The organism is Sphingopyxis fribergensis (assembly GCF_000803645.1).
GTDB classification, from domain to species: Bacteria; Pseudomonadota; Alphaproteobacteria; order Sphingomonadales; family Sphingomonadaceae; genus Sphingopyxis; species Sphingopyxis fribergensis.
In genome coordinates this window covers 4,679,148-4,701,515 of sequence record NZ_CP009122.1, presented here as the reverse complement: position 1 = coordinate 4,701,515, position 22,368 = coordinate 4,679,148, and the positions used below count along the sequence as shown (strand labels likewise).

The following is a 22,368-nucleotide window of genomic DNA, read 5'->3' as shown; positions in this document are numbered from 1 at the left end:
ATCCCGAGGGTTTTTGCTCTTCATAAGAGCTCGTCCTTCAGCAGCGTCTCAAGCCAATCGGCAAACACCTGCAGCCGGCGTGAAAGGTGCTGGCGGTGAGGATAGAGTAAAGTCATAGGCATCGGCTCGGCTCGATGGCCGGGCATCACCTCGACCAGTTCTTTTGCCTCAAGATGCTGTTTCACGTCATAGGCTGGGATCTGGATCATGCCGAGGCCTGCGAGGCAACAAGCGATGTAGGCTTCGGCGCTGTTGACCGTGACCCGCCCGCGCAACGGAACCCTATGCCGCTTCCCTTGTTCCAGCCACTCCCAATCCTCAACACGCCCGCTGGACGGAGAAGCATAATTGACCGCCCAGTGATCTCCGAGATCCTCGGGGGAGCCTGGCGTTCCATGTCGCGTCAGATAGGCTGGGCTGGCGACATTGATCAGTAGCAACTTTCCAATAGTCCGCGCGATCAGGCCTGAGTCATTGAGTGGACCAACACGCAGCACGCAGTCGATGCTGTCTTCGACCAGATTCACCGCGCGGTCGGTGACGCCGAGGTCGATGTCGATCTCGGGAAATATGTCAAGGAAGCCCGGCAAAGCCGGCGCGATAATCAGACGCCCGATCCGGCCCGGGACATCGACCCGCAACTTGCCCGACGGTTTGGCGGCGGTCTGCCGGAAAAGATTTTCCGTATCCTCGACGTCCGCGATGACCCGCTGGCAGCGCTCACAGAAGGCGATGCCGTCCTGTGTCGGGGAGACCTTGCGGGTCGTGCGGTGTAGCAGCCGCGCCCCAACCCGTCCCTCCAATTCCTGAATGCCGGCCGATACGGAGGACCGCGGAACGCCCAGCGTGTCCGCCGCACGGGTAAAACTCGCACATTCAACGACACGCACAAACATGCGGAACAGATCGACGCGGTCCAAACAGTCAGAACTCCAATTGCACTGATTTTCTGACAAGTGATGTCAGAATGATCAGCTTTATTGGCCAATCCTAGAGGATATGGTTGCTCAACAAAAGCGGTCGCCGGTGCGATTGCAGCTCGGCAAAGGAGGCCGCCCATGACCGATCACAGCATCAAAGGCAAAACCGTCATCATCGCGGGTGGGGCAAAGAACCTCGGCGGACTGATCGCCCGCGATCTCGCCACTCATGGCGCCAAGGCGATCGCGATCCACTACAATAGCGATGTCACCAAGGTGGACGCCGATGCGACCGTTGCGGCCATCAAGGCCGCGGGCGCCGAAGCGGTAGCCTTCCAGGCCGACCTAACCAGCGCCGGGGCCGTCGAGAAACTGTTTGCCGATGCTGTCGCCGCCATCGGCCGACCGGACATCGCCATCAACACTGTCGGCAAGGTGCTGAAGAAGCCCATCGTTGAGATCAGCGAGGCAGAATACGACGAAATGAGCGCGGTCAACGCCAAGACCGCCTTCTTCTTCCTCAAGGAGGCCGGCAAACATCTAAACGACAACGGCAAGCTCGTGACGCTGGTCACCTCGCTGCTCGGCGCCTTCACACCCTTCTATTCGAGCTATGCCGGCACCAAGGCTCCGGTCGAACACTTTACCCGCGCAGCCTCCAAGGAGTTCGGTGAGCGCGGCATCTCAGTTACGGCAATCGGTCCGGGACCGATGGATACGCCGTTCTTCTATCCGGCCGAAGGCTCGGATGCGGTAGCCTATCACAAGACCGCCGCAGCTCTGTCGGGATACTCGAAGACCGGCCTTACCGACATTGAGGACATCGTCCCGTATATTCGCTTCATGGTCTCGGACGGCTGGTGGATGACGGGCCAGACGATCCTCGTCAATGGCGGCTACACCACGAAATAGAGTCCCATGTAGTTCTCGATCATCACCCTGAAGCGCCGTATGGCAGAGCCATGTCTTGGCGGGACACCGGACATTCGCCGCGGCGATTTCTTTCAGGGCGACGGGAGGTCAGGAGGCAGCAACGTTGGCTTGGCGGGACGAAGCCGCTGAACCCTGCCGTGGCGCCTGCTTTTCGGTGCGGGAGGGCCACTATTTTCTCCGTTGTCTGACCGTGCCTCGACCGCTCCAAACGGCCTCTTCAATGGCCTGATCTAGCCGAAGGTCGGCTGAAGCCTCGATCGCCTATGACGCAACAGCCGCGTCAAACTTTCTTCCCCTGCCGGCTGCGCCGCCATTCCTCGCGGGACAAGAAAGCCCTCCTTAGCTGTCCAGCCCCTTCGGGGTGCGCCGTCGATTATGTCGCCCACGATCGGAAGGGTCTTTCCTTCAAAAGTCTCAGGATTGGACAACACTGACAGAACAGCAGGCCCCGTCGCCGTCGTAGGATCGACGAAGGGTGCGCGGAAGTCCTCCGGAAGGTATATTGGCATGAGGAGCGTGTCCCCTTCCATCTGCGGGACATAGTACTCCAACAGATTTGTATAAAAGAAAGCGAGAGAAACAAATGAGTGCCTAATCGGCAGGGTGCGAATGTAATCGGCAACGAGCGCCTTATCGGTGAAGTGGGGCGCAAATTTATTTCCACTGGTTATTGCGTCTACATTTTCTAGGGTCAGGACCCATTGATTTGCGGTGACGGCTGTGATTCAGGCTTGGGGTGAGGAGCCTGAATGATGAGTGATTTGTATTGGTTGACGGACGAGCAGATGGCGCGTCTTCAGCCGTATTTTCCGAAGAGCCATGGCCGGGAGCGCGTCGATGACCGGCGGGTTTTGAGCGGCATCATCTTCGTCAATCGTAATGGGCTGAGGTGGCGGGATGCGCCGAGAGAATATGGCCCGGCAAAGACGCTCTACAATCGCTGGAAGCGGTGGAGCGACAAGGGCATCTTCATCCGCATGATGGAAGGCCTGGCGACACCTCAGGCTCCCGAGCGCAAGACGATCATGATCGACGCGACCTATTTGAAGGCCCACCGCACGGCGTCGAGTCTTGGGGTAAAAAAGGGGGTCCGGGACGCCTGATCGGCCGCACGAAAGGCGGTATGAACACCAAGCTGCATGCCGTGAGCGATGCGAATGGCCGCCCGATCAGCTTCTTCATGACCGCCGGGCAGGTGAGCGATTACACTGGCGCAGCCGCTTTGCTCGACAGTCTGCCCAAAGCGCAATGGATGCTCGCCGACCGGGGCTATGATGCCGACTGGTTCCGCGATGCCTTGCAGGAAAAGGGCATCACGCCCTGCATCCCGGGCCGGAAAATACGGAACAAGACCGTCAAATACGACAAGCGCCGCTACAAACGCCGCAACCGCATCGAGATCATGTTCGGCCGCCTCAAGGACTGGAGACGGGTCGCAACACGCTACGATCGGTGCCCGAAGGCTTTCTTCTCCGCCGTCGCCCTCGCCGCAACCGTCATCTTCTGGCTCTGATCAATGAGTCCTGACCCTAGTCGACTTCGCGCCTCGCGGCGAAAAACATCAGAAAATCGGCGAAGTCTAGACAATAAACGACTGTTCATTGCAATCAGTCACTGTCTTTCTCTCGCTTGCCTTCTCGTCGCTTCACAGAGCTCAAATCTTGCGCGCGTCTGCGGCGGCGCGAACCTCCTGCGAGCAATCAAGCGAGATGACTAGAATATCGTCTCCATCGACAACGACAGCCACGTCACTCATTCCGACGATCGACACTCGTCTGCCCCCTGCCCGGACGAGGTTGTTGCTGCTCCTGTGGAGAAATACATCGCCCACTGCTGCATTGCCCATCGCGTCTTTCGCCGCGAGGAGTTGCACCGCATGCCAGCTGCCGAGATCAGACCAGCCCATTGCCACCGGAACGACTGCAACGCGATCGTCCTTCTCCATGACCGCATAGTCGATCGAATTATTGGGAGCATGGCCGAACTCGACCGCATCTGCGTGGAGCGCATCGCGATCCACCGTGCCAGCGGCGACGGCGTCGCGCGCGGCACCGAAGATTGCTGGGCAGCGGGCAAGCATCGCATCGCGCATACGTCCGGCGCGAAAGAGGAAGATGCCGGCGTTCCAGCTAAACCTGCCTGCTGCGAGCATTCGCTTCGCCTCTTTAAGCGGTGGCTTCTCGACGAACCGCTCGACGGAAAAGCCGTCATCGCCCAACGCATCGCCGCTCGCGATATATCCGAAGCCCGTATCAGGCCGGTCGGGCGTAATCCCGAAGGTCACGATCCAGTCCTGTCGGGCCAGTTCCGTCCCCCTTTCGATTGCCACGTGATAGGCTGGAAGGTCGGCAATGACTTGATCGCTGGGCATAACGAGTAACAAGGCGTCGGGTTCGGCCTGCGCGACCGCGAGAGCAATCGCCCCCGCCGTCCCGCGCGGCATCGGCTCGACGATCAGTAGCGCGTCCCGGTTTCCCAACTGCTCGCGAACGACGGGAACATGCGCACTCCCGCACAGGATCATTGGCGGTGCAAAAAGCGCTCCCGTGGGCGTTCGTTTGACGGTCTGCTGGAACAGGCTTTCCGAGCCGGCGAGCGGCAGGAATTGCTTGGCGCGATGTCCGCGGGATTCGGGCCAGAGCCGCGTCCCGGCACCACCGCAGAGAATAACGGGTTGAATCATCGGCAGGCTCCGATCCAATCAAAGTTGGCCAGAAAGCATGCCTCTCCCTAACCGCGAACATAAGGGCAAAACCGACCCGACGGCAACCATTTTGCTGCAGGTGCGAAGAGAAACTTGATCCACCTGATTTTAACGGCAATATCCTAGTTCTCCGCGCGGGTCGAAGACAGCGTGGAAGGTCGATTGCCACGAGCATTCGGGCGGGAAGGATGTCGCGGCATCTCGTTTGGCGACGGTGTCGGAAAGGCCGCGGGCTCATGCGCCCGCGTGCGATTCTCTCAAAGGAGTTTTCCCGATGAAGCAGCTTGTCGCATTCGATCTCGACGGAACGCTCGCCGAAAGCAAGCAGCCCCTCCCCGGCTGGATGGCCGAGGCCGTCGCCGACCTTCTCAAAGTCGCCCACGTCGCCGTCATATCGGGGGGCGACTGGCCGCAGTTCAATAAGCAGGTCGCGAGCCAGCTACCAATCCGAGCCGACCTTTCGCGGCTATGGTTGATGCCGACTACGGGAACCAAGCTCTATATGCATCGGGACGGTGCATGGAATCCCATCTACGCCGAGCTCTTCGATGACTCGCAAAAACAATCCATACTTTCCGCTTTCGACACCAGTCTCGAAGCGACCGGTTTCGTGCCTGAAGAAACATGGGGCGAACGCATCGAAGACCGGGGCAGCCAGATCACCTTCTCGGCGCTCGGCCAGCAGGCGCCTATCCATGCCAAGGAAATCTGGGATCCCGATTTTGCGAAGCGCAAAATCATTCAGGCCGACCTTCGGACGCGGCTGCCGGGCATGTCGATCAACATGGGCGGCGCAACCTCGATCGACATTACGCGCGAAGGGGTCGACAAGGCCTATGGCCTCCAGAAGCTACGCGACGCCAGCGGCATACCGCTCGAGGCGATGATATTCATCGGCGATGCGATCTTTCCCGGCGGGAACGATTATCCGGCGAAAGAACTCGGTCTGGACACCGTGCGCGTCCGCGATCCAAGGGAGACGCTGGCCGTGATCGAGGCGATCGTCGCTTGCCAGAAGCCGTAGGGCGACCAGCTAGACGGCGGTCCAGATCCAGTAAACCACCACCCACAAAAGGACCGAAATCGCTAGTCCGGCGAGCCAGCCCGACCAGCGGATAGGGTTCGCACCAGCCTTGCGCTGGCCCGCATCGATCGTCGAAGTACGCATGTCTTGCCCCCGATTGCGGTCCCCGGGGCCAATTGCCGATTCGCTGGTTAAATTGTCGTGAATTCCGCGGGGCAGAGGCGAGGGTTCTGTCCCTTCCCGGGACTGCGGATTGTCGCGCGAACCATCCATGACCCATTTCCTCTCGCATCGTCGTCGGCATCTTCTGCCGAGAAGCCTGCGCGAGTATTCTAGATCGCGATTTTGCCGCCGTCCATCACTTCCCACGCGAGGGGGCTAGAGGTTGCCCTGCCCTCCTCGAGCGCAATGACATAATCGGCGGCGTCGAGTAGCGCGGGGCGGTGCGTCACGATGACGATTGTCATGTCCTCGCGCAGCGAACGGATCGCCTCGACCACACGCGCCTCGCTTGCGGTATCGAGCGCGCTGGTCGCCTCGTCGAGTATCAGGAGGCGAGGACGGCGCAGCAGAGCCCGCGCGATCGCGATGCGCTGCCGCTCGCCACCCGACAAGGCCTGCCCCCGATCCCCTACGGGCGTTTCAAGCCCTGCGGGCTTTGACCGCACCAGTTCAGCCGCATCGGCGAGTTCGAGAGCCCTCCACAATTGCTCGTCATCGATCTCATTGTCGGCGAGCCGAAGATTGGCAGCGATCGTATCGTTGAACAGGAAAGTCTCTTGCGGAACGAGCGCGACGTGGCGCTGCCACTGCGGCATCAGATCTTCACCGAGCGCGACGCCATCGACCATGATCTTGCCGCTCGCCGGCGGCAAGAGACCCGAAATTATGTCGAGCAAAGTCGACTTGCCGCTGCCGCTCGGCCCGCTGATCGCCGTTATCGCATGCGCGGGGACAAATGCGGAGATGCGGTCGAGCGTCGGAGCCTCGGCAGGCCCATATTGGAACCGGATCTGGGCCAGTTCGAGGCCGCGTTCCAATTGGATATCGATCCTGCCCTCCGACTGGACGGGTTGCTCGGCGTTTTCACGGCACGTCTGCAGAAGCTGCACCACGGCGCTCACAGGCCCCAGGCTGGCGGCAAGTTCCTGACTGACCGAATGCAGAGCCATGATCCGCGGTGCGAGGCGCATGAACAGGAAGAGCATCGCCAGAAGGACGGGCAATTCGATCGTCTGAAATGTCAGCGCAAAGAAGATGAAGCTTGCGACAGCCACCGCCGTCAACGTCTGATAGATCGTCGCGCTGCGCGCCCGCGCAGACGCGAAACGGATGTTGTGACGATAGATGCGGAACAGCACATCATCCATCGCGGCCAGATGCTGTTTCTGCAAACCGAATAGCTTCGCAGTACGCAGCCCGCCGAGGAAGCCGTCGACGAGGCGGAATTCGTCTCGGCGCTGCCGACCCACGGTCTGTCCATGCTCGAACGAGCGCCGTCTCGCACGATAGGTGAAGGTGAACACCGCGACGCCTATGACAACCGCAGCAAGCGTCATTCGCCACGAAATCGCGAGCGACGCGAGCGCGAAAATCACCGTCATCAACGCTGACTGAACAAGTTGGAGCAACTGGTGCGTCGCCATCAGGAGCCGGTCGATGTTCGAGGTCAATATCTGGGTCAGGTCCGCGGTGCGGTAACGCCCGAGGACCTGCCAGCGTGTCAGGGTGACCGCCTTGAAGAGCCGGTGCTGAAAGTCGGCGACAAAACCAAACATGACGCGCGCATTGTAGCGTTCCTTGGTTTCGAGAAGCAGCGAACGGATAATCGTTGCGACGACAAAGGCGCCGATAATCATTGGAAGCGTAATCGCCAACGCATGCCCGGTTGGAGCAAGAGGAAACCGACTGAGGTCGATGAGGATTTCGTTCCGGCTCGGATCGAGCAAACGAAGCAACGGTATCAGCAGGAGGATCGAGACGATTTCGCTAAGACTGCCCAATGTCTGGAGAATGGCGGCCTTTGCAAAGGCGCCGCGCGTTCCGGTCCATACGAGCCGGATGAAATCGGCTATCCCGTCATGCGAGCGCATGGTCGCGCCTGTCGGCATGGCTGAGGAACGATGCGAGTTCGGGAAGCCAGTCGAGCCCGTTGCGAACGGTGAGTTGGCCGACGCTCGCGCGTCCCGCAAGGGCGGCTGCCTTCGCGAACAAGGTAGCGGATTCGCCCCTTTCGATCGCAGCGGTTCCGAGGCGGGGGAAATAGGAAAAACGGATCAATGCCTGAAAAGAATCGACCGCAGCGAAGGGGCGAAAAACATTTGCCGCCCCACGATCGAGAACATGGATCGTCCCGAGAGGCAAAGGCGAACGCGGATTGTCCCGATTCAAGCGAAAGCGGATCTTGCCGTTGGTGAAGAGGCCGTCGGACGGTTCGATGATGTGACCAGCCCCCGGGTCGAAGCGTTCCTCCATATGCGAATCAAGCTTCATAGCCTGAAAGCCGGCGAGGACGAGAGTCGACTCGCCCGACAAACGGACTGCGACGACATCGTCTGCAATGAGCGGGTAGCCCGCCGCCACGAGGCTGGCAGCGGTGGTCGATTTTCCAGCTCCTTTGTCGCCAAGGAAGACGGCGGCCTCTCCGTCCAGTTCCACCGCGCTGCCATGAAGGACCAGATATCCGAGCCGATGCAGCAGGATTGCGATCACGGGACCGAGTAGCGGCAGGGCAAGGAGGCGAAGGTCGAACGCCGGATCGAGGTCCACCGCGATTTCGCGCCCACCGGCGCGGACGAGGAAAGCGCCGACGCCCCGGAATCGCAGCAGATCGCCTTCGGGCAGGACGACGAATTGCCGGAATCCCTCGAAGGGCAGCGAATATTGCGACAAATCTGCCGCAGCGATCTGGACGTCGGGAGCGGCCGCGGGACAAGAATCGGTTTCCTCCAGCCAAAAGTCCGACCGTATGATCAGGCCATAAAGCCGGTAGAAGAACGCGCCGGATATCATGCCGCCTCCTCGAGATACGGCGCATCCTCTGGTGGATTTTCCATCGCCAGCCAGCGCGAGAGCATGACGGCGCGCCAAAGTCGCATCAGGGCCAAGCCATCGAGCTCACCCGTCATTCGCAGGTCCGACCAGTCGGCGCGAAGCTCGGCAAGATTGCAATATGGCAGAATCAGATCGGGCCGCTTCAATATCGCTTCGTCGATAACGTCGCGATCGAAGCGCAACAGCGACTGGCGCAGATGGGTCGCAAAATCATGCTTGTCGGTGCGCAGCCTCACCTTCTCCGGCAAGACGCCGTCCATCGCATTGCGGAGTACGGAGCGAGGGCGCCCATCCTGCCATTTCTCTTGCGCCTCGACCGTAATGCAGAAGCGAACCACGTCGAGGTCGAGAAACGGCATACGCAGTTCGACGCCGGCGCAAGCTGCCTCGATATCGATGACCTCGAGCGCATGGGCGAAAATGGGCGAGCTCAGCTTCTTCAAGTGGGCCGCCTGCTCGATCGGTCGGTCGCGTCCATCGGGCGCGGTGGTGAGCGGGTCGCGCTGCACAGCCGCGCCGCGCATGAGGAAGCTCGCCGGATAGTCAAGCATTTTGCCAACGCTGCGGCGAATGCCGCGCCGCCAGACCAGGCGCCGGAAGTGCGGCCAGGGCGCGCCGGTGACGTGGCGCACCGCTTGCAATTCCCGCCACAATTTTCGCCACTGGCCCGAAGCCGCGAGTTCACCGAACAGGCCGCCTCCGTGCGAAATCACTTCGTCGCCGCCGTGCCCGTGCAGGATCACGCGTCCGGAAAAATCGGCTGCGATCTGTTTCAGAAAATAGCGAAAAATGCCGCCATTTGGTCCAGCCGGCGGCTGATCCTGTTCTCCGAGGATCGCGTCGGCATGCGCCAGGCCCGAGACGCCGCTGCAATCCACGGTCGCATGGCCAATCGCATATTGATCGACGACAGCGGCAATGAAATCGCGCTCATCCTCGACATCCGGGTCCGAGAATATCAGCGAGAACGCCTGTACGGGAGGATCGGTATCCGCCCGGCTCGAAGCCATGGCGCTGACGATCGACGAGGAATCGAGCCCCCCGCTGAGGAGCGATCCGACCGCCGAGTTCCCGCGAAGCCGACGGCGGATCGCTTCGAGGAACAGCTTGCGAAATTCACCTCCGACATCGTCTCGCGGAACCGGCGCATCGGCATCGAGGCGCCAGTAGCAATGCGTCGTGAAGGTCCCGCGCGTAGCGATCGCATAATGACCGGGCAGCAACCGATAGATATCTGCGAAAAAGGTCCGGTCGCGATCGGCGTCCGGAAATTCGCCCTGGACAAAGGCCGCCATTGCGGCCTCGCGCCGCTCCGTCGGAAGGTCGGGGCGCATCGCCAACAGCCCCTTTATCTCGGAAGCGAACAGCAATGCGTCGTCAACGATCCGGTAAAAGAGCGGTTTGACCCCGATCTGATCCCGCGCCAGATACAGTTGCTGCTTGACTGGATCCCAGATCGCGATCGAAAAATCGCCGAGCAAATGTTCCGCCAGCGCATCACCGAGCGTGCGATAGGCTGCGAGTAACAGTCGCGTATCCGACAGGTGATCAAAGGGCGGCGCGTGAAGGCCTCCCGCGTCGCGAAGGCTTGCCCGCAACTGGTCGCCGTTGTCGAGCCGGCCATCGAATGCGACAACATAGCCGTCGTCGTCGAGTGCGAACCCGTTGCACCCGGTGTCGAGCAGCCCATGGCCCACCAGAACATGCTCGTCATGAAAGCAGGACATTCCGTCGCGGCAGCGATGCGCCATCGCGTCGAGCGCGCTCTCCAGCATGGCCACGCCATGAGAATGATCGCCTGTTGCAGGAACGATGCCGCAGATGCCGCTCATCTCTATTCGATCTTCATGAGAGGCTGAAAGCTGGCGACATTCTCGCTGTCGCCTCCCAGAACGATCTTGCCGTCGCTGATCAGCCAGGCATGGGCGCCGAATGTATCGCCGTTGCGGCGGACACCCACTTTGATTTGCGAGGCATATCCCCGCAGCCCGAGGAGTATCTTCGCGGCGAGTGCCTGCACCAGGCAGGTCGGGTTCTGCACAAGAGCCGACGCGTACCGAATGGAGGTCGCAATGCGGAGCGCCAGAGCATCGCTCGGGACCGGTTGGTGCGGCTGGAACGATACGCAACGGATCATTCGGTTATAGCCTATCAGCGAGAGGGAGAGCCTCACAAACCACAATATTATGAACGACGACAACAGCAGCCACTTGTCACGCCAAACTGCCGCGAGGCGCCGGTTCTTGCCCGGTCGCTCTCTAGGCATCCGTCGACACGATCAGACCAGCAGAGGACAGCTTGTCCAGCAGCGCGGTGACATCGGTTTGTGCAACTGACAGGGAAACATCATAATTTTCCGTTACCGCGTCGCAAATGTCATCCGCGCTCGCACCGGCCCGCAGATTGTCCCAGACAAAGGGGCCGATGCCCGATAGGCAATAATAGATATTGCCATGCGTATCGAGCAATGCGGTCATCCCGTCGAGATCGCTGTAAACAGCCGATGGGCTGGCTATCCATTTCACGTCAAAATTCTCCCGATGGTTGCGACCCCGATCAGGAAATGGAGGGCGGGCGACCCACCGCCCCCCACTGTTTCGGAATCCCGAGAGGTCCCTCTTTTCCTGAACGAATCAGGAGAAGGTGAGATCGCTAAACGGGGTCCCCGAGGGAAAATCGGCGTCCAGATTGGACCCCGAGCTGCCGCCGAGCGTCACGTCCTCGAAAGAACCGACTTCGACGAGTTCCGGCTTCGCATAAGCCGATTTCGGAAGTGTATGCATGGATACCCTCCATCAGTAGACGGGCGGAAGTGCCCGCCCATCGAAAATTTTCATGATTCCTTAACCAAGTCAATATGGTGCGGCGCACCAATTCGTGCGGGTGCAAACTAAACAACTAAACAAATTGAATGTCTTAAACGCATGAAGATGGCCGATTTTCTACTTCAGGGCCGCACAACTAAACGGGGGCCGTCCCATTTTTGGGCGCGGCAAAAATAGACGGATCACCGGTCAATTTAGCTTTTCGCTAATTGCGCAGGCCCGAGTCGAAACCCGCCTTCCTCCGAATCCAGCCGCCGACCCGATTGAAGAATCCGGATCCAGCGGCGCCCGCGTCGCCGTCGCGCGACCTGTCCGCAAGGTCGTACCGAAGCTCGGCGAGCCAATAGGCGGGCCGAACCGAGATTAAGTAATGACTTATATTCTTGATTGTCGTGCCAAATCTCGTCCGTTCGAGTTCCTGTGCCCCGCCGCCGGCCATCGCGTTGAGTGACGATCTCACGAGCAACGCCGTGCGGCCATAACCCCCGCCATTCGGCGCCGCTGGCGGAGATGAAAAAAGCGTATCGCCCAGACGGTCGGCAACCCGGATCGCCACCGGCCGCTCGCTGCGCAACGTTGAAGCAGGTCCGATCAGCTCATAATCGATCAGCCATTTCAGGCGTGACCAGCCATGCAGCAGGCCGTGAAGCGCCAAATAGGAGCGCAGCGCGTCGCCGGTCAGCGACAGCGCCAGATGCTGGCCGAACAGATCCAAAGGTTCGACCTGATCCAGATCGACTTTCGCGCAGAGCGGCTCATTGTCGAACAGGCGATAGTGAACCTCGACGATCGTTCGCCGCGACCGGTGGATATAGACCCAATCCTTGTGCGCGCGCCGCCAGCGTTCTGTTTGCACTGGGTCGAGCGCCGGATGCGGTTCGACCCGCACATAGTCCATATCGCCGAGAAGTCGGTCGCACGCCTCGAGTTCGGCAGGCTTGATGAGGAGATCGATGTCATGGTTGGTTCGCCAGCCGATCTTGCCGAAGCAGAGTTGCGAAAGAGCCAGCCCCTTGAGAAGAATGGGGGTCACGCCATGGTCCGCGAAGCGTTGGGAGATGCGCTTGAGTTCGGCAAGCGACGCGAGTTCGGCAAAGGCGGATTCGCGCACCGTTTTTTCCAGCCGCGCCTGCACGTCCGCATCAACCCGGGCCGCCGTACCCGCCATCCAGCCGAGCGCCCGAAGGCGGTTGGCAAAGAATGGCATGACGCGGTGGCGTTCGGCATATTCGATGAGCGTTGGCCAGCCGCAAAAATCGGGACCAAGCTGGTCCGCCAATCCATCGGTCGTTAACCGCCGGCGTGGATTGACGACGGTCGCAAGCGCAAGAAAGGGGCGGTTATCCATCGCACCCCCCTATTCGCGCGGTCATGACCAAGGGGTGATGATCCGACCAGATTTCCGGACCGCGCGACAGGTCCACCAGACCCAGGCATCCCCGACCATAAATATTATCGATCGGTAGCACCGCACCCGGTCCGCCGGTAGGCCAGGTGGCGAGGGCCCGGCTCATCAGGCGAATGTCCAGATCGACCGCGAGCCGGTTCATGGCAAAGGTCCATGGAACGTTATTGAAGTCACCGACCACGATCTGGCTGCCGCTCGGCTCGGTTGCGACGGCCGCAAGTTCCCGCAACCGCGATGCCTGGCGCCCCATGGGCCACGGCCGCGGCATGTGCGCAGCCGTGATCGCGATTTCCCTGCCTTCCCGATCGAAGCGCGCGGTCAGCGCCGAAATTGCCTTGCGATTTTCCGCATCGCCGCGCGCATGGTGCGTGACGTCGAGCGCCGGGGTTCGGGACAAAATCAGCGTCGAACAATAACCATCGCCGCGGCAGTCATATTGATAGGGATATCGCGCCTTCAGCATGCGCGAGACCGAACCGGTCCGATCGCGGGCTTCAAGCAGAATGATAAAATCGGGCGATTGCGCTTCGATCCATCGCGCGACTTCGCGCTGCTCCGGATTTTCCTTGTTGATATTGAAACTGACGAGGCGAAAGCTTTCCCCTCCGGCAGCGACAGGATCCACCCCGTCCCATAGCGGACGGAAAATCAAAAGGGCAAAGCCGAGGTAGCCGGCCGCGAGGAGCGCCGACATCGCAGCGCGCCCTCGGCGGCCGGCATGCCAGTCGCCCCATAGCGCGAGAAGCAGGTAGGTGAGCGCCAGCGCGGTCCAAACCGGCGCGGCGATATTGATGCTATCGAGCATCTCTATGTCCGCGCCGAGAAATGCCAAGCCTAGGAGAAGGCCAAGGATCACCAAGCCGGCGTAGCCGGGTGCTTTTCGTCGAGACATGCGGTGAGGCCCTCGCCTCCTCCTCATTTTCTACACGGCTTATGATGCTTTAGTTTTTTGTGCATTGCAACATTTCTGTATTCGGTTACGATCAGGGAGTCTGTTTCTCGGAGGCATTGCGGGGTGCATATGCGGACCGGTTCAAGAGAGACTATCGCCGGCGACAAGTGCGCTGCCCGGAGGGAACGCGTCGATCGTTGCCGACTGGTCGCGGCCCTTATAACGGCCCTCAGCCTTGCGGCCGGCATTCAGCCGGCCTGCGCGCAAACGCTCGACAGCGAACCAAGCGATGTTGCCGGTAACCGGCCCCAGCCTGGCTATGATCCCGTCGGTATCCGGGCAGGCAAATTGATGATCCGGCCCAGTTTGACGATCTCCCCCGATTTTTCTTCGAATGTCTTTACCACTGCCGACGACCCGCGATCCGACACCAGCGTTTCGATCGTCCCGACGATCACCGCAGCGATCACCGAGCCCGGCGCAAATTTTGCTCTTTATGGCGAGGCGAGGATCCGGCGCTACGCAACCTATTCCACCCAAGACGACGAACAGTTCCGCCTCGATGCCGGGGGATCGACCGAACTACCGTCGGGCTTTGTCCTGAGCGCCGGAATCGGTTGGGCCGATACGACCGCGGCGCGCGGCACTGTCGCAAACGACCTTTCGGTCGGCGACCCGCTCAAAATGCGCGAACTGCGTTCGCGCATATCGCTCCGAAAGAGCTTCAACCGCCTCTACGCGTCGATTGGGCTCTCTGCCGCGCGGTCGACATACGAAGATGTCGAACTGGACGATGGCTTTGTCATCGACCAGAGCTTTCGCAACAGTCGGCGCTCGGGCGGCACATTGACGCTCGGCTATGAAGTGAGCCCCCTTCTCGCGCTCGAAACGCGCGCAACCTACGACGTGTACCGTTATAGCGACGCTCGGCCGCTGTTCTCTCGCGATGCCGAGGCCTATTCGATCGGCGTCGGCCTACGCTACCAGATCACCCAGTTACTGACGGCGGAATTTAACGCCGGCATCCGCCAGCACAAGTTCGACAACCCGCTATTCGCCAAAATCAAGGGCGTCGCCTTGTTCGGCCGGCTTCGCTGGTACCCGACGCCGCTGATCAGCGTACGTGCCGATCTTGCGCAGTCGACATCGACCAGCACGCTCGACCAGGTGAGCGCGGTGACCATCACCGATTTCACGCTTGGCGCCGACTATGAGTTCCGGCGGAACATTCTAATCACGGCCGAGACCGCGCTGGCATTCGAGGACTATGGCCAGATCGGGCTCCAGGCAAAGCGCCTTTCGCTAACAGGCCGGGTCGAATGGAAAGTTAACCGGTGGCTCCGGGCCGGGGGTTACGCGACGTTCAACAGCCGCTTTGGTTCGGGCTCCGGCCCGATCCGTGATTATTCCGCCGCGCAGACAGGAGTCCGCATGACATTCGCCCTGTAACCGCCATCAAGCTTGCAAGAAAAAGAAAAGCGAAAGGCACGAAATGACTCTCCCCGCAATGCATGCCGAGCCGCAGCAGGATATGGTGCGAGGTTCCGACGCACGGAGCCTGCGCGATACGTCGCCCTCGCCCGCCGGAGACAGGCTGAGCTTTGCCAAGCTGTTCAACATGCTGCGCCGCCGCCTGTGGCTGATCGTCGGCGTCGCGGCTGCCATATTCGTTATCGGTCTCCTCGCAACACTTTGGCAGCCCAAGATATATACGGCCGATGCGATCGTTCGGCTGACAGGATCCAATCGCGAACTTGCGGCGAAAGTTGGCGACGAGGCCGAGCCGACCATGGCCGGGGATGCCGATGTCGCCACCGAAATCCAGGTGGTGGGATCGCTCGGGATGGCTCGCGAAATCGTCCGAAAATACGGTCTTGTCGACAACCGGCAATTCAACCCCTTTGTGAATCCGCCCGCGTCGACGCTGTCGCGCATGTTTGGCGGGGGGAAAGCGCCGATCGATCTGCACAAGCTCAACCCAGAACAGCGCCAGAAGATGGAAGACCAACTTGTCCGCTATCTTCGCAGTGGGCTGGGCGCGACCCGGATCGGGACCTCCTATTCGATCGGCATTGCTTACCGCCATCACGATCCGGAAATGGCGGCGATGCTGGCCAACGCCTACGCCAATGAATATGCGCAGTCGCAGATAAACGAAAAGAAGACCGCGACCTCTGAAGCGATTGGCTTCCTCAGGGACAAGGTCGAGGAGCTTCGAGCGCAGGCAACGGCCGACTTTGCCGAAGTACAGAATTACCGCATCCGCAACGGTCTTCCCAGCACGACGGGCGCATCGCTGACCGAACAGGATATTTCGGTCTACAACCAGCAGGCGGCAACCGCGCGCGCGGAAGCCGCGGCCGATGCCGCCAGGCTCGAAACCGCTCGCGCACAGCTTCGCAGCGGCTCGATGGGCGATGATGTCGGCGAGGCGCTCGAATCGTCGGTCGTCTCGTCGCTTCGTTCCCAACGCGGACAGTTGGTCGTCAAGATGGCCGATCTCAGGGTGCGCTATGGCGACCGCCATCCGGACCTTCAGCGTGCGCGGCAGGAAATGGCCGACCTCGACAAGCAGATCCAGGAGGAGATCGACCGCGTCATCTCGAATCTTGAAGCGAAGGCGGCAGTATCGTCGCAGCGACTGGCTTCGCTTTCGGGAACACTCGGTTCGGCAAAGGGACAGTTGCTCACCAACAACAAGGCCATGGTGGCGCTCGACGACCTGCAGCGCCGCGCCGAAGCGTCGCAGGGTCTCTATGAATCCTACCTCGCGCGCTATCGGGAAACGTTGGCCAGCAGCGGCACCGAACGGTCGGATGCCCGCGTATTGACCCTCGCTTCACCGCCGACAATGCCGACGAGCCCGAACATCATTCTCAACCTCTTTTTCGCATCGATCTGCGGTATCGGTCTGGGTCTTGTCGCCGCCTTCGTGGCCGAGATGCAGTTCCGCGGCCTGACCACGGCAGCCGATGTCGAAAAGCGGACCGGGCTTCCCTACCTCGGCATGGTCCCGGAGAATGGCACGGCCAAGCATCACGCGCCGAATCCGATCGAGACGATTGCCAGCATGCCCAATTCGATCCTCGCGGAATCGCTGCGCAACATCCATGCCTCGATCCAGATACCGGGCCTCGAAAGAGCGCAGGTCATCGCGGTCACATCCGCGCTGCCGGCGGAAGGCAAGAGCGTGTTGTCGGCGCTGCTCGGCCTGGTCGCGGCGCAAACCGGCCATCGCACGATTGTCGTCGACTGCGACATCTTCCGCCGGGGCCTGTCGCACGAATTTCATATTCACGACGGGCAGGGCCTCATCGAAGTCGGTGCGGGAACAAGCGGCCTCGATGCGGCCATTCGTACGGTCGGCGCTGGCCTGCATATCCTGCCAATCGTGTCGCGCGGAAGCGAAGGCGACCGGCTGACCGACAAGGGCCTCATCCAGGCGACGGTCGCGCAGCTCAAGGAACGGTATGACCTCGTCATCCTCGACTGCCCGCCGCTGCTTGCCGTCGCGGAAACGCGCGAGATTGCCGGCTTGTCGGACGGCGTCATCCTGGCCGCAAAATGGCGATCGACACCCGACGAAGCCGTCGTCACGGCGTCGCGGCTCCTCCCTGCCCGGCTGACCCGCTATGTGGGCGTCGCGCTTACGCGCGTCGATCTGCGCAAACAGAGCCGTTACGCGCCCGATGACTCGAGCAGCTATTACACCCAGTATCAGCAATATGTCGCGGCGGCCGCATGAAGCCGCCGCGCACCGTTATCGTCCACTATTGGCTGGTCGCCATGCGCGGCGGCGAACGGGTGCTGGAACGCCTGCTGCGCCTGTATCCCGGCGCGGATATCATCACCCATGTCTACGACCCCGCGGCCGTGTCCGATTTCATCGCGTCGCACAGGATACGCACGACATTCATCCAGGACCTTCCCGGCGCAAGGAAACATTATCAGAAATATCTGCCGCTGATGCCGCGCGCGCTCGAGCAAATGGATCTGAGCGAATATGATCTGGTGATCAGCAGCGAGTCCGGTCCGGCCAAGGGCGTGATCGCACGCCCCGATGCATTCCACCTTTGCTATTGTCATTCGCCGATGCGCTATCTGTGGGATCATTATCATCAGTATCGCGCGAGCGCGGGCCTGCTTTCGCGCGCCGCGATGTCGGCAACTTTTCCGGCCCTGCGACGATGGGATGTGACGTCCGCGCAAGGGATCGACCATATCGCAGCCAACAGCCATTTCATCGCGCGCCGGATCCGGAAAAGCTGGGGTCGCTCGGCCGACGTCGTCCACCCGCCCGTCGACGTGGCGATGTTTCAGAAATCCCAGTCGATCGGCGACCATTATTTGTGGGTCGGGCAAATGACGCCCTATAAACGAGCCGACCTCGTCGCCGACGCCTTCACACGGCTCGGACTGCCGCTGCTCATGGTTGGCACAGGCGAGCTGGCGCGCGACATTGCAAGGCGCACGGGACGCAATGTCCGGATCGTCGAACGGCTCGACTATGCTGCGCTTCGCCAGGCCTATGCCGATTGCCGCGCGCTGGTCTTTCCGGCCGAGGAGGATTTCGGCATTATCCCGGTGGAGGCCAACGCCGCCGGCCGCCCAGTGATCGCCTTCGGCCGCGGCGGCGTTCGCGATTCGATTGTCGACAAGCAAACCGGGCTGTTCTTCGACCGCCAGGAAACCGACTCCCTGATCGAAGCCGTCGAGCGCTTCGAGCGCTGGCTGCCCGATTTCGAGCCCGATGCCGCAGTTGCCAACGCCCAGCGTTTCGCACCCGAATTTTTCGACGCCGGAATTACGCGCATCGTGTCGCGCGCGCTGAACTCGGCTTCGCCCCTGTCCGATCCCTTGGCGAGGCTGGTCGAGGCGGCGCGATGATACCGACGCTGATCGGCGCTGCGACGATCCTTCTGGGCTGCTGGCTTTTGCTTCGCCGTAGCCCGATGGCATTGCTATGCGCGGTCATTGCGCTCAGCCTGCTCGATGGCTCGGCGGCGCTTATCCTGACAAGCCTCGGCGGATCGTCGATCCCGCCGGGGCGCATCATGCTGGGTTTCCTGCTCTTGTCTTGCTTCAGCTTGGTGAAGGAGGACGCCGGGCTGTTCCGCCAGGCGATCGTGGATAATGTCTGGCTGGTCATCTTTTGCGTTTACAGTTTTATCGGTGCCTTTCTGTTGCCACGGATTTTCCAGCGGTCGATGGAGGTTTTCCCGTTACGGCCGATAGGGATGCGTCATCAGTTCGACACGATCCCGCTCTTCTTTTCGTCGCAGAATATCACGACGGCAGTCTATCTGATCGGCACCGGGATAGCCGCCCTCTGTTGCTATATCGCGGTCGCGCGCTCGAAAAATCTCAATCCGATTGTAACGGCCGCGATCGTCATCACGGTCACGCACGCCACGCTCGGCATATTGGGTGTGGCCCTTCGCGGGACGCCGTGGGACCATGTCGTCGAATTCTTCCGCAACGGCTCCTATTCGCAAGTCGATCAGCGCACTAAAAGCTTCATCCGGATCAACGGGATCATGCCCGAACCTTCGGTCTATGCCGATTTCGGTCTCGCCTGGTTCATCCTCTGCTTCGAACTGTGGCTGAGGCATATCCGACCGCGAGCGACGGGGCTTGCGGCGGCATTGATGGCGGTGGTACTCATGCTTTCGACATCGTCGACAGCCTATGTCGGCCTCGCCGGCTACGCGCTTGTCCTCATATGCCGCGCGGCGCTGATGCCGCCCTATCTTCGCGCAGACAAGCTGATCGCGATCGGTGCGGTCGCGCTGCTCGGTCTCGCGTTTGTCGCGCTGCTCATGATCGCATCGAGCGAAGCGGCACAGGCGTTCGAAGAGATGATACGCCAAATGACCGTCGACAAAGCCGGCTCGGATTCAGGTTTGCAGCGTGCATTTTGGGCTCGCCAGGGGCTTGATGCGTTCTTCGTGTCCTATGGCTTGGGGATCGGAGCCGGAAGTTTCCGATCATCCAGCATTGTGACCGCAATCCTCGGCGGAATGGGCGTGGTCGGAATTGTGAGCTTCATCGTCTATCTTGTCCAAATCGGATGGCCGCGGCGCGGCGCGCAACCCGGGTCCGAGGCAGGCGATATCGCCGATGCCATGGGCTGGACCGCCATCGCTTCGCTGATTCCGGCGCTGCTCACGCAGGCTTCACCCGATCCGGGCATGGATTTCGCCTGTTTTGCGGGCATCGCGATCGCGCTGAAGTGCCGCAACGCAATCCCGAACCGGCCGGCCGATCGCGCTGGCAGCCCTACAGCGCCAACAATTCCTCGACCAGCCGGCTGGCGGCACGTTTCCAGGTGAAGGAAGCCGCCTGACGCTCGCCGGCCGCCCGCATCTCGGTGCGGAAATCGCCATCCTGGTTGAGCCGCACGATGGCAGCGGCCCATGCGCCGGGATCGTCCGCCGCGGCATAAACAACCGCATCGGCGCATATTTCGGGAAGAGCGCCGAGCGGCGCGACGATGGCCGGGCAGCCGGTTGTCATCGCCTCGAGCGGGGGCAGGCCGAAGCCTTCGGTAAGCGAGGGAAAGGCGATGCAAAGCGCATGGCCATATAGCGAGCGCAATTCGGCATCGCTTACGCGGCCAGCAAAGACGACATTGGCGGGTACCACGTGACCGGCTGCGACAAAGTCCCCGGCGCGGGCCGAACCGAACAGGACAAGTTTCGTGCCTTCCAATTCGGACCGCGAAAATGCCTTCAGCAAAAGCCCGATATTCTTGTGCGGCTGCGTGTTGGCCAGCGCGACGACAAAGGGTTCATCGCCCAAGCCGAGACGCTGTAGCGCGGCATCGTCCGGCACCGTCGACAGCACATGATCAACCCCGTTATGGACGACGGCGGTCTTGTCGAGGCCAGCGACCCCGACCCGCTCGAGCTGCTCGCGCGAGAAATGCGATACGGTCAAAATCCTGCGGTGCCGCCGTCCACTGATCGGCTGATGCAGGCGATACCATAGCCGGAACGGACGCGAGTAGCTGTCGGGTGCCAGATGCACCTGGGCGTCGTGAAACATTGTTATTGCATCGCGTGTCAGCATCGGTCCCACGTTGCACAAGCTGACGATGGTCCGGCCACGTGCGCGCAACGGAAGCGTGATCTGCTCCCACAGGTTCCCGCTGAAAGGACCGACGACGCGGTACGGCATATCCATGTGCTTCGCCTTCGCTTCCCCGTTGCGCGGAACCCACAGCGACAGCTCGATCCGCCGACCGATTTCGGGGTCCTGATCGACGATGGTCTTGGCATGCCGGATCAGCTCTTCGGCAACACGATGTACGCCGGTCGGCACCCCCGAAAGAAACTTGCCGTTTATGACCACTTTTCGAGGTTTTGAAGGCACATTCCGCTCCGTCGTTCCGACTCGCCGATAGCGCGGCGGCGCCCTGCTTTTTTATTGCTGCACCTGCGAAATGATGCAACACTCGGATTACGAATTGCAGCCGGGAAACAGCCGATTATGCCGTTGGAAGCGACCGGCGTCGGAGCGCCTCATGCGATTGCCGATTCCCCGGCGCGCGATACGCGCGCGGCGCGGCTGCAATGGGTCGACGCGCTAAAGGGCGCCGGCATTTTCCTGGTTGTGCTCGGCCATGCGCTCGGCGGCTTGATCGATGCCGGCTTCGCGCCGGGCACGACATGGTTTCGGCCGCTTTTCGCCGCGATATACATCTTCCATATGCCGCTTTTCTTCTTTTTGACGGGACTCTTCGTGGCGAAGCGGGTGACCGATAATCCCGATCGTTTTCGCGCCCGGCTTTTTAGCCAGATCGCATGGCCCTATTTCCTGTGGAGCGCCGTCCAGATTGTAGCGATCACGATGGCGGGATCGCTCGCCAACAATCCAGGCGGCCCTCTTGGCCCATCGCTGCTGCGGATGTTCTTCATGCCGTCGGCGCAATTCTGGTTCCTCTACTCGCTCTTTTTCTTCCATGGCCTGTCCCTCATCGCCCGACGCGCCATCGCGACTCCCTTCTATTTGCTCCTTCTGATCGCGGCCGGGTCACTCGCCGAACAGCAAGCCTTGCCCGGCATTGTCGAGGCAAGCCTGCAGATGGCGCCCTATTATGGGCTGGGGGTCTTTCTCGGCCCATTGCTTCTCGATCGCGGGCCTTCGCCGCGCGACAGGGTTTCGCTCTGGTCGGTCCCCTTGGCATGTGCCGCGCTCGCTGTAACGATGGCGCACGCGATCGATCTAGGTATTCCCGGTCGCTGGCCGGAAACGGGGGCAGCGATCATCCTCGACGTTCGAAGTTTCGACAATTTCTATGCCGCACTCGCCGCGATTATTGCGCTCGTTTCGCTTGCGCGGTTCACCGGACAATGGGCACCAGGCTGGCTGATTTCCTGTGGCAGACAGACAATGCCGATCTTTCTCCTTCATATTCTCTTCATCGCTGCGACGCGGATCGCCGTGCTCAAATATGACCCAGCCGTTCCAGCCCAGATCCTTCTGGCGCTCTTGTGTCTCGTTGGAGTTCTCGTGCCCCTCGTGGCAGCGGCGATTACCGATCGCGTCGGTCTCTCGAAATGGATTGGTTTTCGATAGGCCACGGTTTTCCAGAGCCTCAAAGCGA

Annotated in this window: 21 protein-coding genes; 8 read left to right on the top strand and 13 right to left on the bottom strand. The window is 60.9% G+C overall.

Going from position 1 to position 22,368, the window contains the following annotated elements:
- Positions 1 to 20: 20 nt before the first annotated feature.
- A complete protein-coding gene (locus SKP52_RS22010) occupies positions 21 to 920 on the bottom strand; it encodes a LysR family transcriptional regulator (protein ID WP_039578812.1) in 900 nt (299 codons plus the stop codon).
- Between the two features lie 138 nt (positions 921 to 1,058).
- Here SKP52_RS22010 and SKP52_RS22005 point away from each other — a divergent pair, with 138 nt between their 5' ends.
- A complete protein-coding gene (locus SKP52_RS22005; protein ID WP_039578809.1) occupies positions 1,059 to 1,832 on the top strand; it encodes an SDR family oxidoreductase in 774 nt (257 codons plus the stop codon).
- A 251-nt stretch (positions 1,833 to 2,083) separates the two neighbouring features.
- Here the strand turns inward: SKP52_RS22005 and SKP52_RS27500 are convergent, their stop codons facing one another.
- Positions 2,084 to 2,464 carry a hypothetical protein gene (locus SKP52_RS27500; protein ID WP_456114836.1) on the bottom strand — a complete coding sequence of 127 codons (381 nt, stop codon included), beginning with the start codon at positions 2,462 to 2,464 and terminating at the stop codon, positions 2,084 to 2,086.
- 141 nt (positions 2,465 to 2,605) lie between these two features.
- On the opposite strand from SKP52_RS27500, the gene SKP52_RS25735 reads away from it, so the two are divergent.
- Positions 2,606 to 3,366 (top strand): IS5 family transposase gene (locus SKP52_RS25735; protein WP_148309286.1). Its coding sequence is split into 2 segments (ribosomal slippage): positions 2,606 to 2,930 and positions 2,930 to 3,366, totalling 762 coding nucleotides; the frame shifts between segments, so codons are not numbered across the junction.
- A 141-nt stretch (positions 3,367 to 3,507) separates the two neighbouring features.
- On the opposite strand, the gene SKP52_RS21985 is transcribed toward SKP52_RS25735, so the two are convergent.
- Positions 3,508 to 4,536: a mannose-1-phosphate guanylyltransferase gene (locus SKP52_RS21985; RefSeq protein WP_039578803.1), complete on the bottom strand. Its 1,029-nt coding sequence runs from the start codon at positions 4,534 to 4,536 to the stop codon at positions 3,508 to 3,510.
- 295 nt (positions 4,537 to 4,831) lie between these two features.
- Here SKP52_RS21985 and SKP52_RS21980 point away from each other — a divergent pair, with 295 nt between their 5' ends.
- Entirely contained in the window at positions 4,832 to 5,581 is a 750-nt protein-coding gene (locus SKP52_RS21980; protein ID WP_039578801.1) for an HAD-IIB family hydrolase, read from the top strand.
- A gap of 9 nt (positions 5,582 to 5,590) precedes the next feature.
- Here the strand turns inward: SKP52_RS21980 and SKP52_RS27290 are convergent, their stop codons facing one another.
- The 9 genes from SKP52_RS27290 to SKP52_RS21945 form a co-directional block, all read right to left on the bottom strand.
- On the bottom strand, positions 5,591 to 5,725 hold the full coding sequence (locus SKP52_RS27290) for a hypothetical protein (protein WP_267128007.1): 135 nt from the start codon (positions 5,723 to 5,725) through the stop codon (positions 5,591 to 5,593).
- A 188-nt stretch (positions 5,726 to 5,913) separates the two neighbouring features.
- On the bottom strand, positions 5,914 to 7,674 hold the full coding sequence (locus tag SKP52_RS21975; protein WP_039578799.1) for an ABC transporter ATP-binding protein: 1,761 nt from the start codon (positions 7,672 to 7,674) through the stop codon (positions 5,914 to 5,916).
- Positions 7,661 to 8,593, bottom strand: a complete 933-nt coding sequence (locus tag SKP52_RS24865) for an HPr kinase/phosphorylase (protein WP_052208729.1) — start codon at positions 8,591 to 8,593, stop codon at positions 7,661 to 7,663. Before SKP52_RS24865 ends, SKP52_RS21975 begins: the two co-directional genes overlap by 14 nt.
- The gene (locus tag SKP52_RS21965) at positions 8,590 to 10,467 is read right to left on the bottom strand and encodes an asparagine synthase-related protein (RefSeq protein WP_039578797.1); all 1,878 of its coding nucleotides are present in this window, start codon (positions 10,465 to 10,467) and stop codon (positions 8,590 to 8,592) included. Before SKP52_RS21965 ends, SKP52_RS24865 begins: the two co-directional genes overlap by 4 nt.
- 2 nt (positions 10,468 to 10,469) lie before the next feature.
- Complete coding sequence (locus tag SKP52_RS25730) at positions 10,470 to 10,901, bottom strand: lasso peptide biosynthesis B2 protein (protein WP_081997485.1); 432 nt, start codon at positions 10,899 to 10,901, stop codon at positions 10,470 to 10,472.
- Positions 10,894 to 11,160 (bottom strand): PqqD family protein, encoded by a 267-nt coding sequence (locus tag SKP52_RS21955; protein WP_052208727.1) that lies wholly within the window; start codon positions 11,158 to 11,160, stop codon positions 10,894 to 10,896. Before SKP52_RS21955 ends, SKP52_RS25730 begins: the two co-directional genes overlap by 8 nt.
- A 108-nt stretch (positions 11,161 to 11,268) precedes the next feature.
- The gene (locus SKP52_RS26305; protein WP_148309212.1) at positions 11,269 to 11,418 is read right to left on the bottom strand and encodes a lasso RiPP family leader peptide-containing protein; all 150 of its coding nucleotides are present in this window, start codon (positions 11,416 to 11,418) and stop codon (positions 11,269 to 11,271) included.
- Between the two features lie 247 nt (positions 11,419 to 11,665).
- A complete protein-coding gene (locus tag SKP52_RS21950) occupies positions 11,666 to 12,808 on the bottom strand; it encodes a nucleotidyltransferase domain-containing protein (protein WP_039578793.1) in 1,143 nt (380 codons plus the stop codon).
- The gene (locus tag SKP52_RS21945; RefSeq protein ID WP_039578791.1) at positions 12,801 to 13,673 is read right to left on the bottom strand and encodes an endonuclease/exonuclease/phosphatase family protein; all 873 of its coding nucleotides are present in this window, start codon (positions 13,671 to 13,673) and stop codon (positions 12,801 to 12,803) included. Before SKP52_RS21945 ends, SKP52_RS21950 begins: the two co-directional genes overlap by 8 nt.
- A 438-nt stretch (positions 13,674 to 14,111) precedes the next feature.
- Here SKP52_RS21945 and SKP52_RS21940 point away from each other — a divergent pair, with 438 nt between their 5' ends.
- Genes SKP52_RS21940 through SKP52_RS21925 form a run of 4 tightly spaced genes read left to right on the top strand, consistent with a single transcriptional unit; the run spans position 14,112 to position 20,092 of the window.
- The gene (locus SKP52_RS21940; protein WP_039578789.1) at positions 14,112 to 15,209 is read left to right on the top strand and encodes an outer membrane beta-barrel protein; all 1,098 of its coding nucleotides are present in this window, start codon (positions 14,112 to 14,114) and stop codon (positions 15,207 to 15,209) included.
- 43 nt (positions 15,210 to 15,252) lie between these two features.
- On the top strand, positions 15,253 to 17,505 hold the full coding sequence (locus SKP52_RS21935) for a GumC family protein (RefSeq protein ID WP_081997482.1): 2,253 nt from the start codon (positions 15,253 to 15,255) through the stop codon (positions 17,503 to 17,505).
- Positions 17,502 to 18,647, top strand: coding sequence for a glycosyltransferase (locus tag SKP52_RS21930; protein ID WP_052208722.1), 1,146 nt, complete (start codon positions 17,502 to 17,504; stop codon positions 18,645 to 18,647). Before SKP52_RS21935 ends, SKP52_RS21930 begins: the two co-directional genes overlap by 4 nt.
- Entirely contained in the window at positions 18,644 to 20,092 is a 1,449-nt protein-coding gene (locus SKP52_RS21925) for a hypothetical protein (RefSeq protein WP_052208719.1), read from the top strand. The genes SKP52_RS21930 and SKP52_RS21925 overlap by 4 nt, the downstream gene beginning before the upstream one ends.
- Here the strand turns inward: SKP52_RS21925 and SKP52_RS21920 are convergent.
- Positions 20,040 to 21,134 (bottom strand): glycosyltransferase family 4 protein, encoded by a 1,095-nt coding sequence (locus SKP52_RS21920; RefSeq protein ID WP_039578787.1) that lies wholly within the window; start codon positions 21,132 to 21,134, stop codon positions 20,040 to 20,042. The genes SKP52_RS21925 and SKP52_RS21920 overlap by 53 nt on opposite strands.
- 117 nt (positions 21,135 to 21,251) lie before the next feature.
- Here SKP52_RS21920 and SKP52_RS21915 point away from each other — a divergent pair, with 117 nt between their 5' ends.
- Complete coding sequence (locus tag SKP52_RS21915) at positions 21,252 to 22,340, top strand: acyltransferase family protein (protein WP_039578786.1); 1,089 nt, start codon at positions 21,252 to 21,254, stop codon at positions 22,338 to 22,340.
- Positions 22,341 to 22,368: the final 28 nt, after the last annotated feature.

Excerpts from the sequence above, each read along its gene's own strand:
- SKP52_RS21945 (WP_039578791.1), bottom strand. The coding sequence starts at position 13,673 with ATGCTCGATAGCATCAATATCGCCGCGCCGGTTTGGACCGCGCTGGCG.
- SKP52_RS21980 (WP_039578801.1), top strand. The coding sequence starts at position 4,832 with ATGAAGCAGCTTGTCGCATTCGATCTCGACGGAACGCTCGCCGAAAGC.
- SKP52_RS24865 (WP_052208729.1), bottom strand. The coding sequence starts at position 8,593 with ATGATATCCGGCGCGTTCTTCTACCGGCTTTATGGCCTGATCATACGG.
- SKP52_RS21965 (WP_039578797.1), bottom strand. The coding sequence starts at position 10,467 with ATGAGCGGCATCTGCGGCATCGTTCCTGCAACAGGCGATCATTCTCAT.
- SKP52_RS22005 (WP_039578809.1), top strand. The coding sequence starts at position 1,059 with ATGACCGATCACAGCATCAAAGGCAAAACCGTCATCATCGCGGGTGGG.
- SKP52_RS21950 (WP_039578793.1), bottom strand. The coding sequence starts at position 12,808 with ATGGATAACCGCCCCTTTCTTGCGCTTGCGACCGTCGTCAATCCACGC.
- SKP52_RS27290 (WP_267128007.1), bottom strand. The coding sequence starts at position 5,725 with ATGCGTACTTCGACGATCGATGCGGGCCAGCGCAAGGCTGGTGCGAAC.
- SKP52_RS26305 (WP_148309212.1), bottom strand. The coding sequence starts at position 11,418 with ATGCATACACTTCCGAAATCGGCTTATGCGAAGCCGGAACTCGTCGAA.
- SKP52_RS25730 (WP_081997485.1), bottom strand. The coding sequence starts at position 10,901 with ATGCCTAGAGAGCGACCGGGCAAGAACCGGCGCCTCGCGGCAGTTTGG.
- SKP52_RS21930 (WP_052208722.1), top strand. The coding sequence starts at position 17,502 with ATGAAGCCGCCGCGCACCGTTATCGTCCACTATTGGCTGGTCGCCATG.
- SKP52_RS21915 (WP_039578786.1), top strand. The coding sequence starts at position 21,252 with ATGCCGTTGGAAGCGACCGGCGTCGGAGCGCCTCATGCGATTGCCGAT.
- SKP52_RS21940 (WP_039578789.1), top strand. The coding sequence starts at position 14,112 with ATGATCCGGCCCAGTTTGACGATCTCCCCCGATTTTTCTTCGAATGTC.
- SKP52_RS21935 (WP_081997482.1), top strand. The coding sequence starts at position 15,253 with ATGACTCTCCCCGCAATGCATGCCGAGCCGCAGCAGGATATGGTGCGA.
- SKP52_RS21925 (WP_052208719.1), top strand. The coding sequence starts at position 18,644 with ATGATACCGACGCTGATCGGCGCTGCGACGATCCTTCTGGGCTGCTGG.
- SKP52_RS21975 (WP_039578799.1), bottom strand. The coding sequence starts at position 7,674 with ATGCGCTCGCATGACGGGATAGCCGATTTCATCCGGCTCGTATGGACC.
- SKP52_RS21985 (WP_039578803.1), bottom strand. The coding sequence starts at position 4,536 with ATGATTCAACCCGTTATTCTCTGCGGTGGTGCCGGGACGCGGCTCTGG.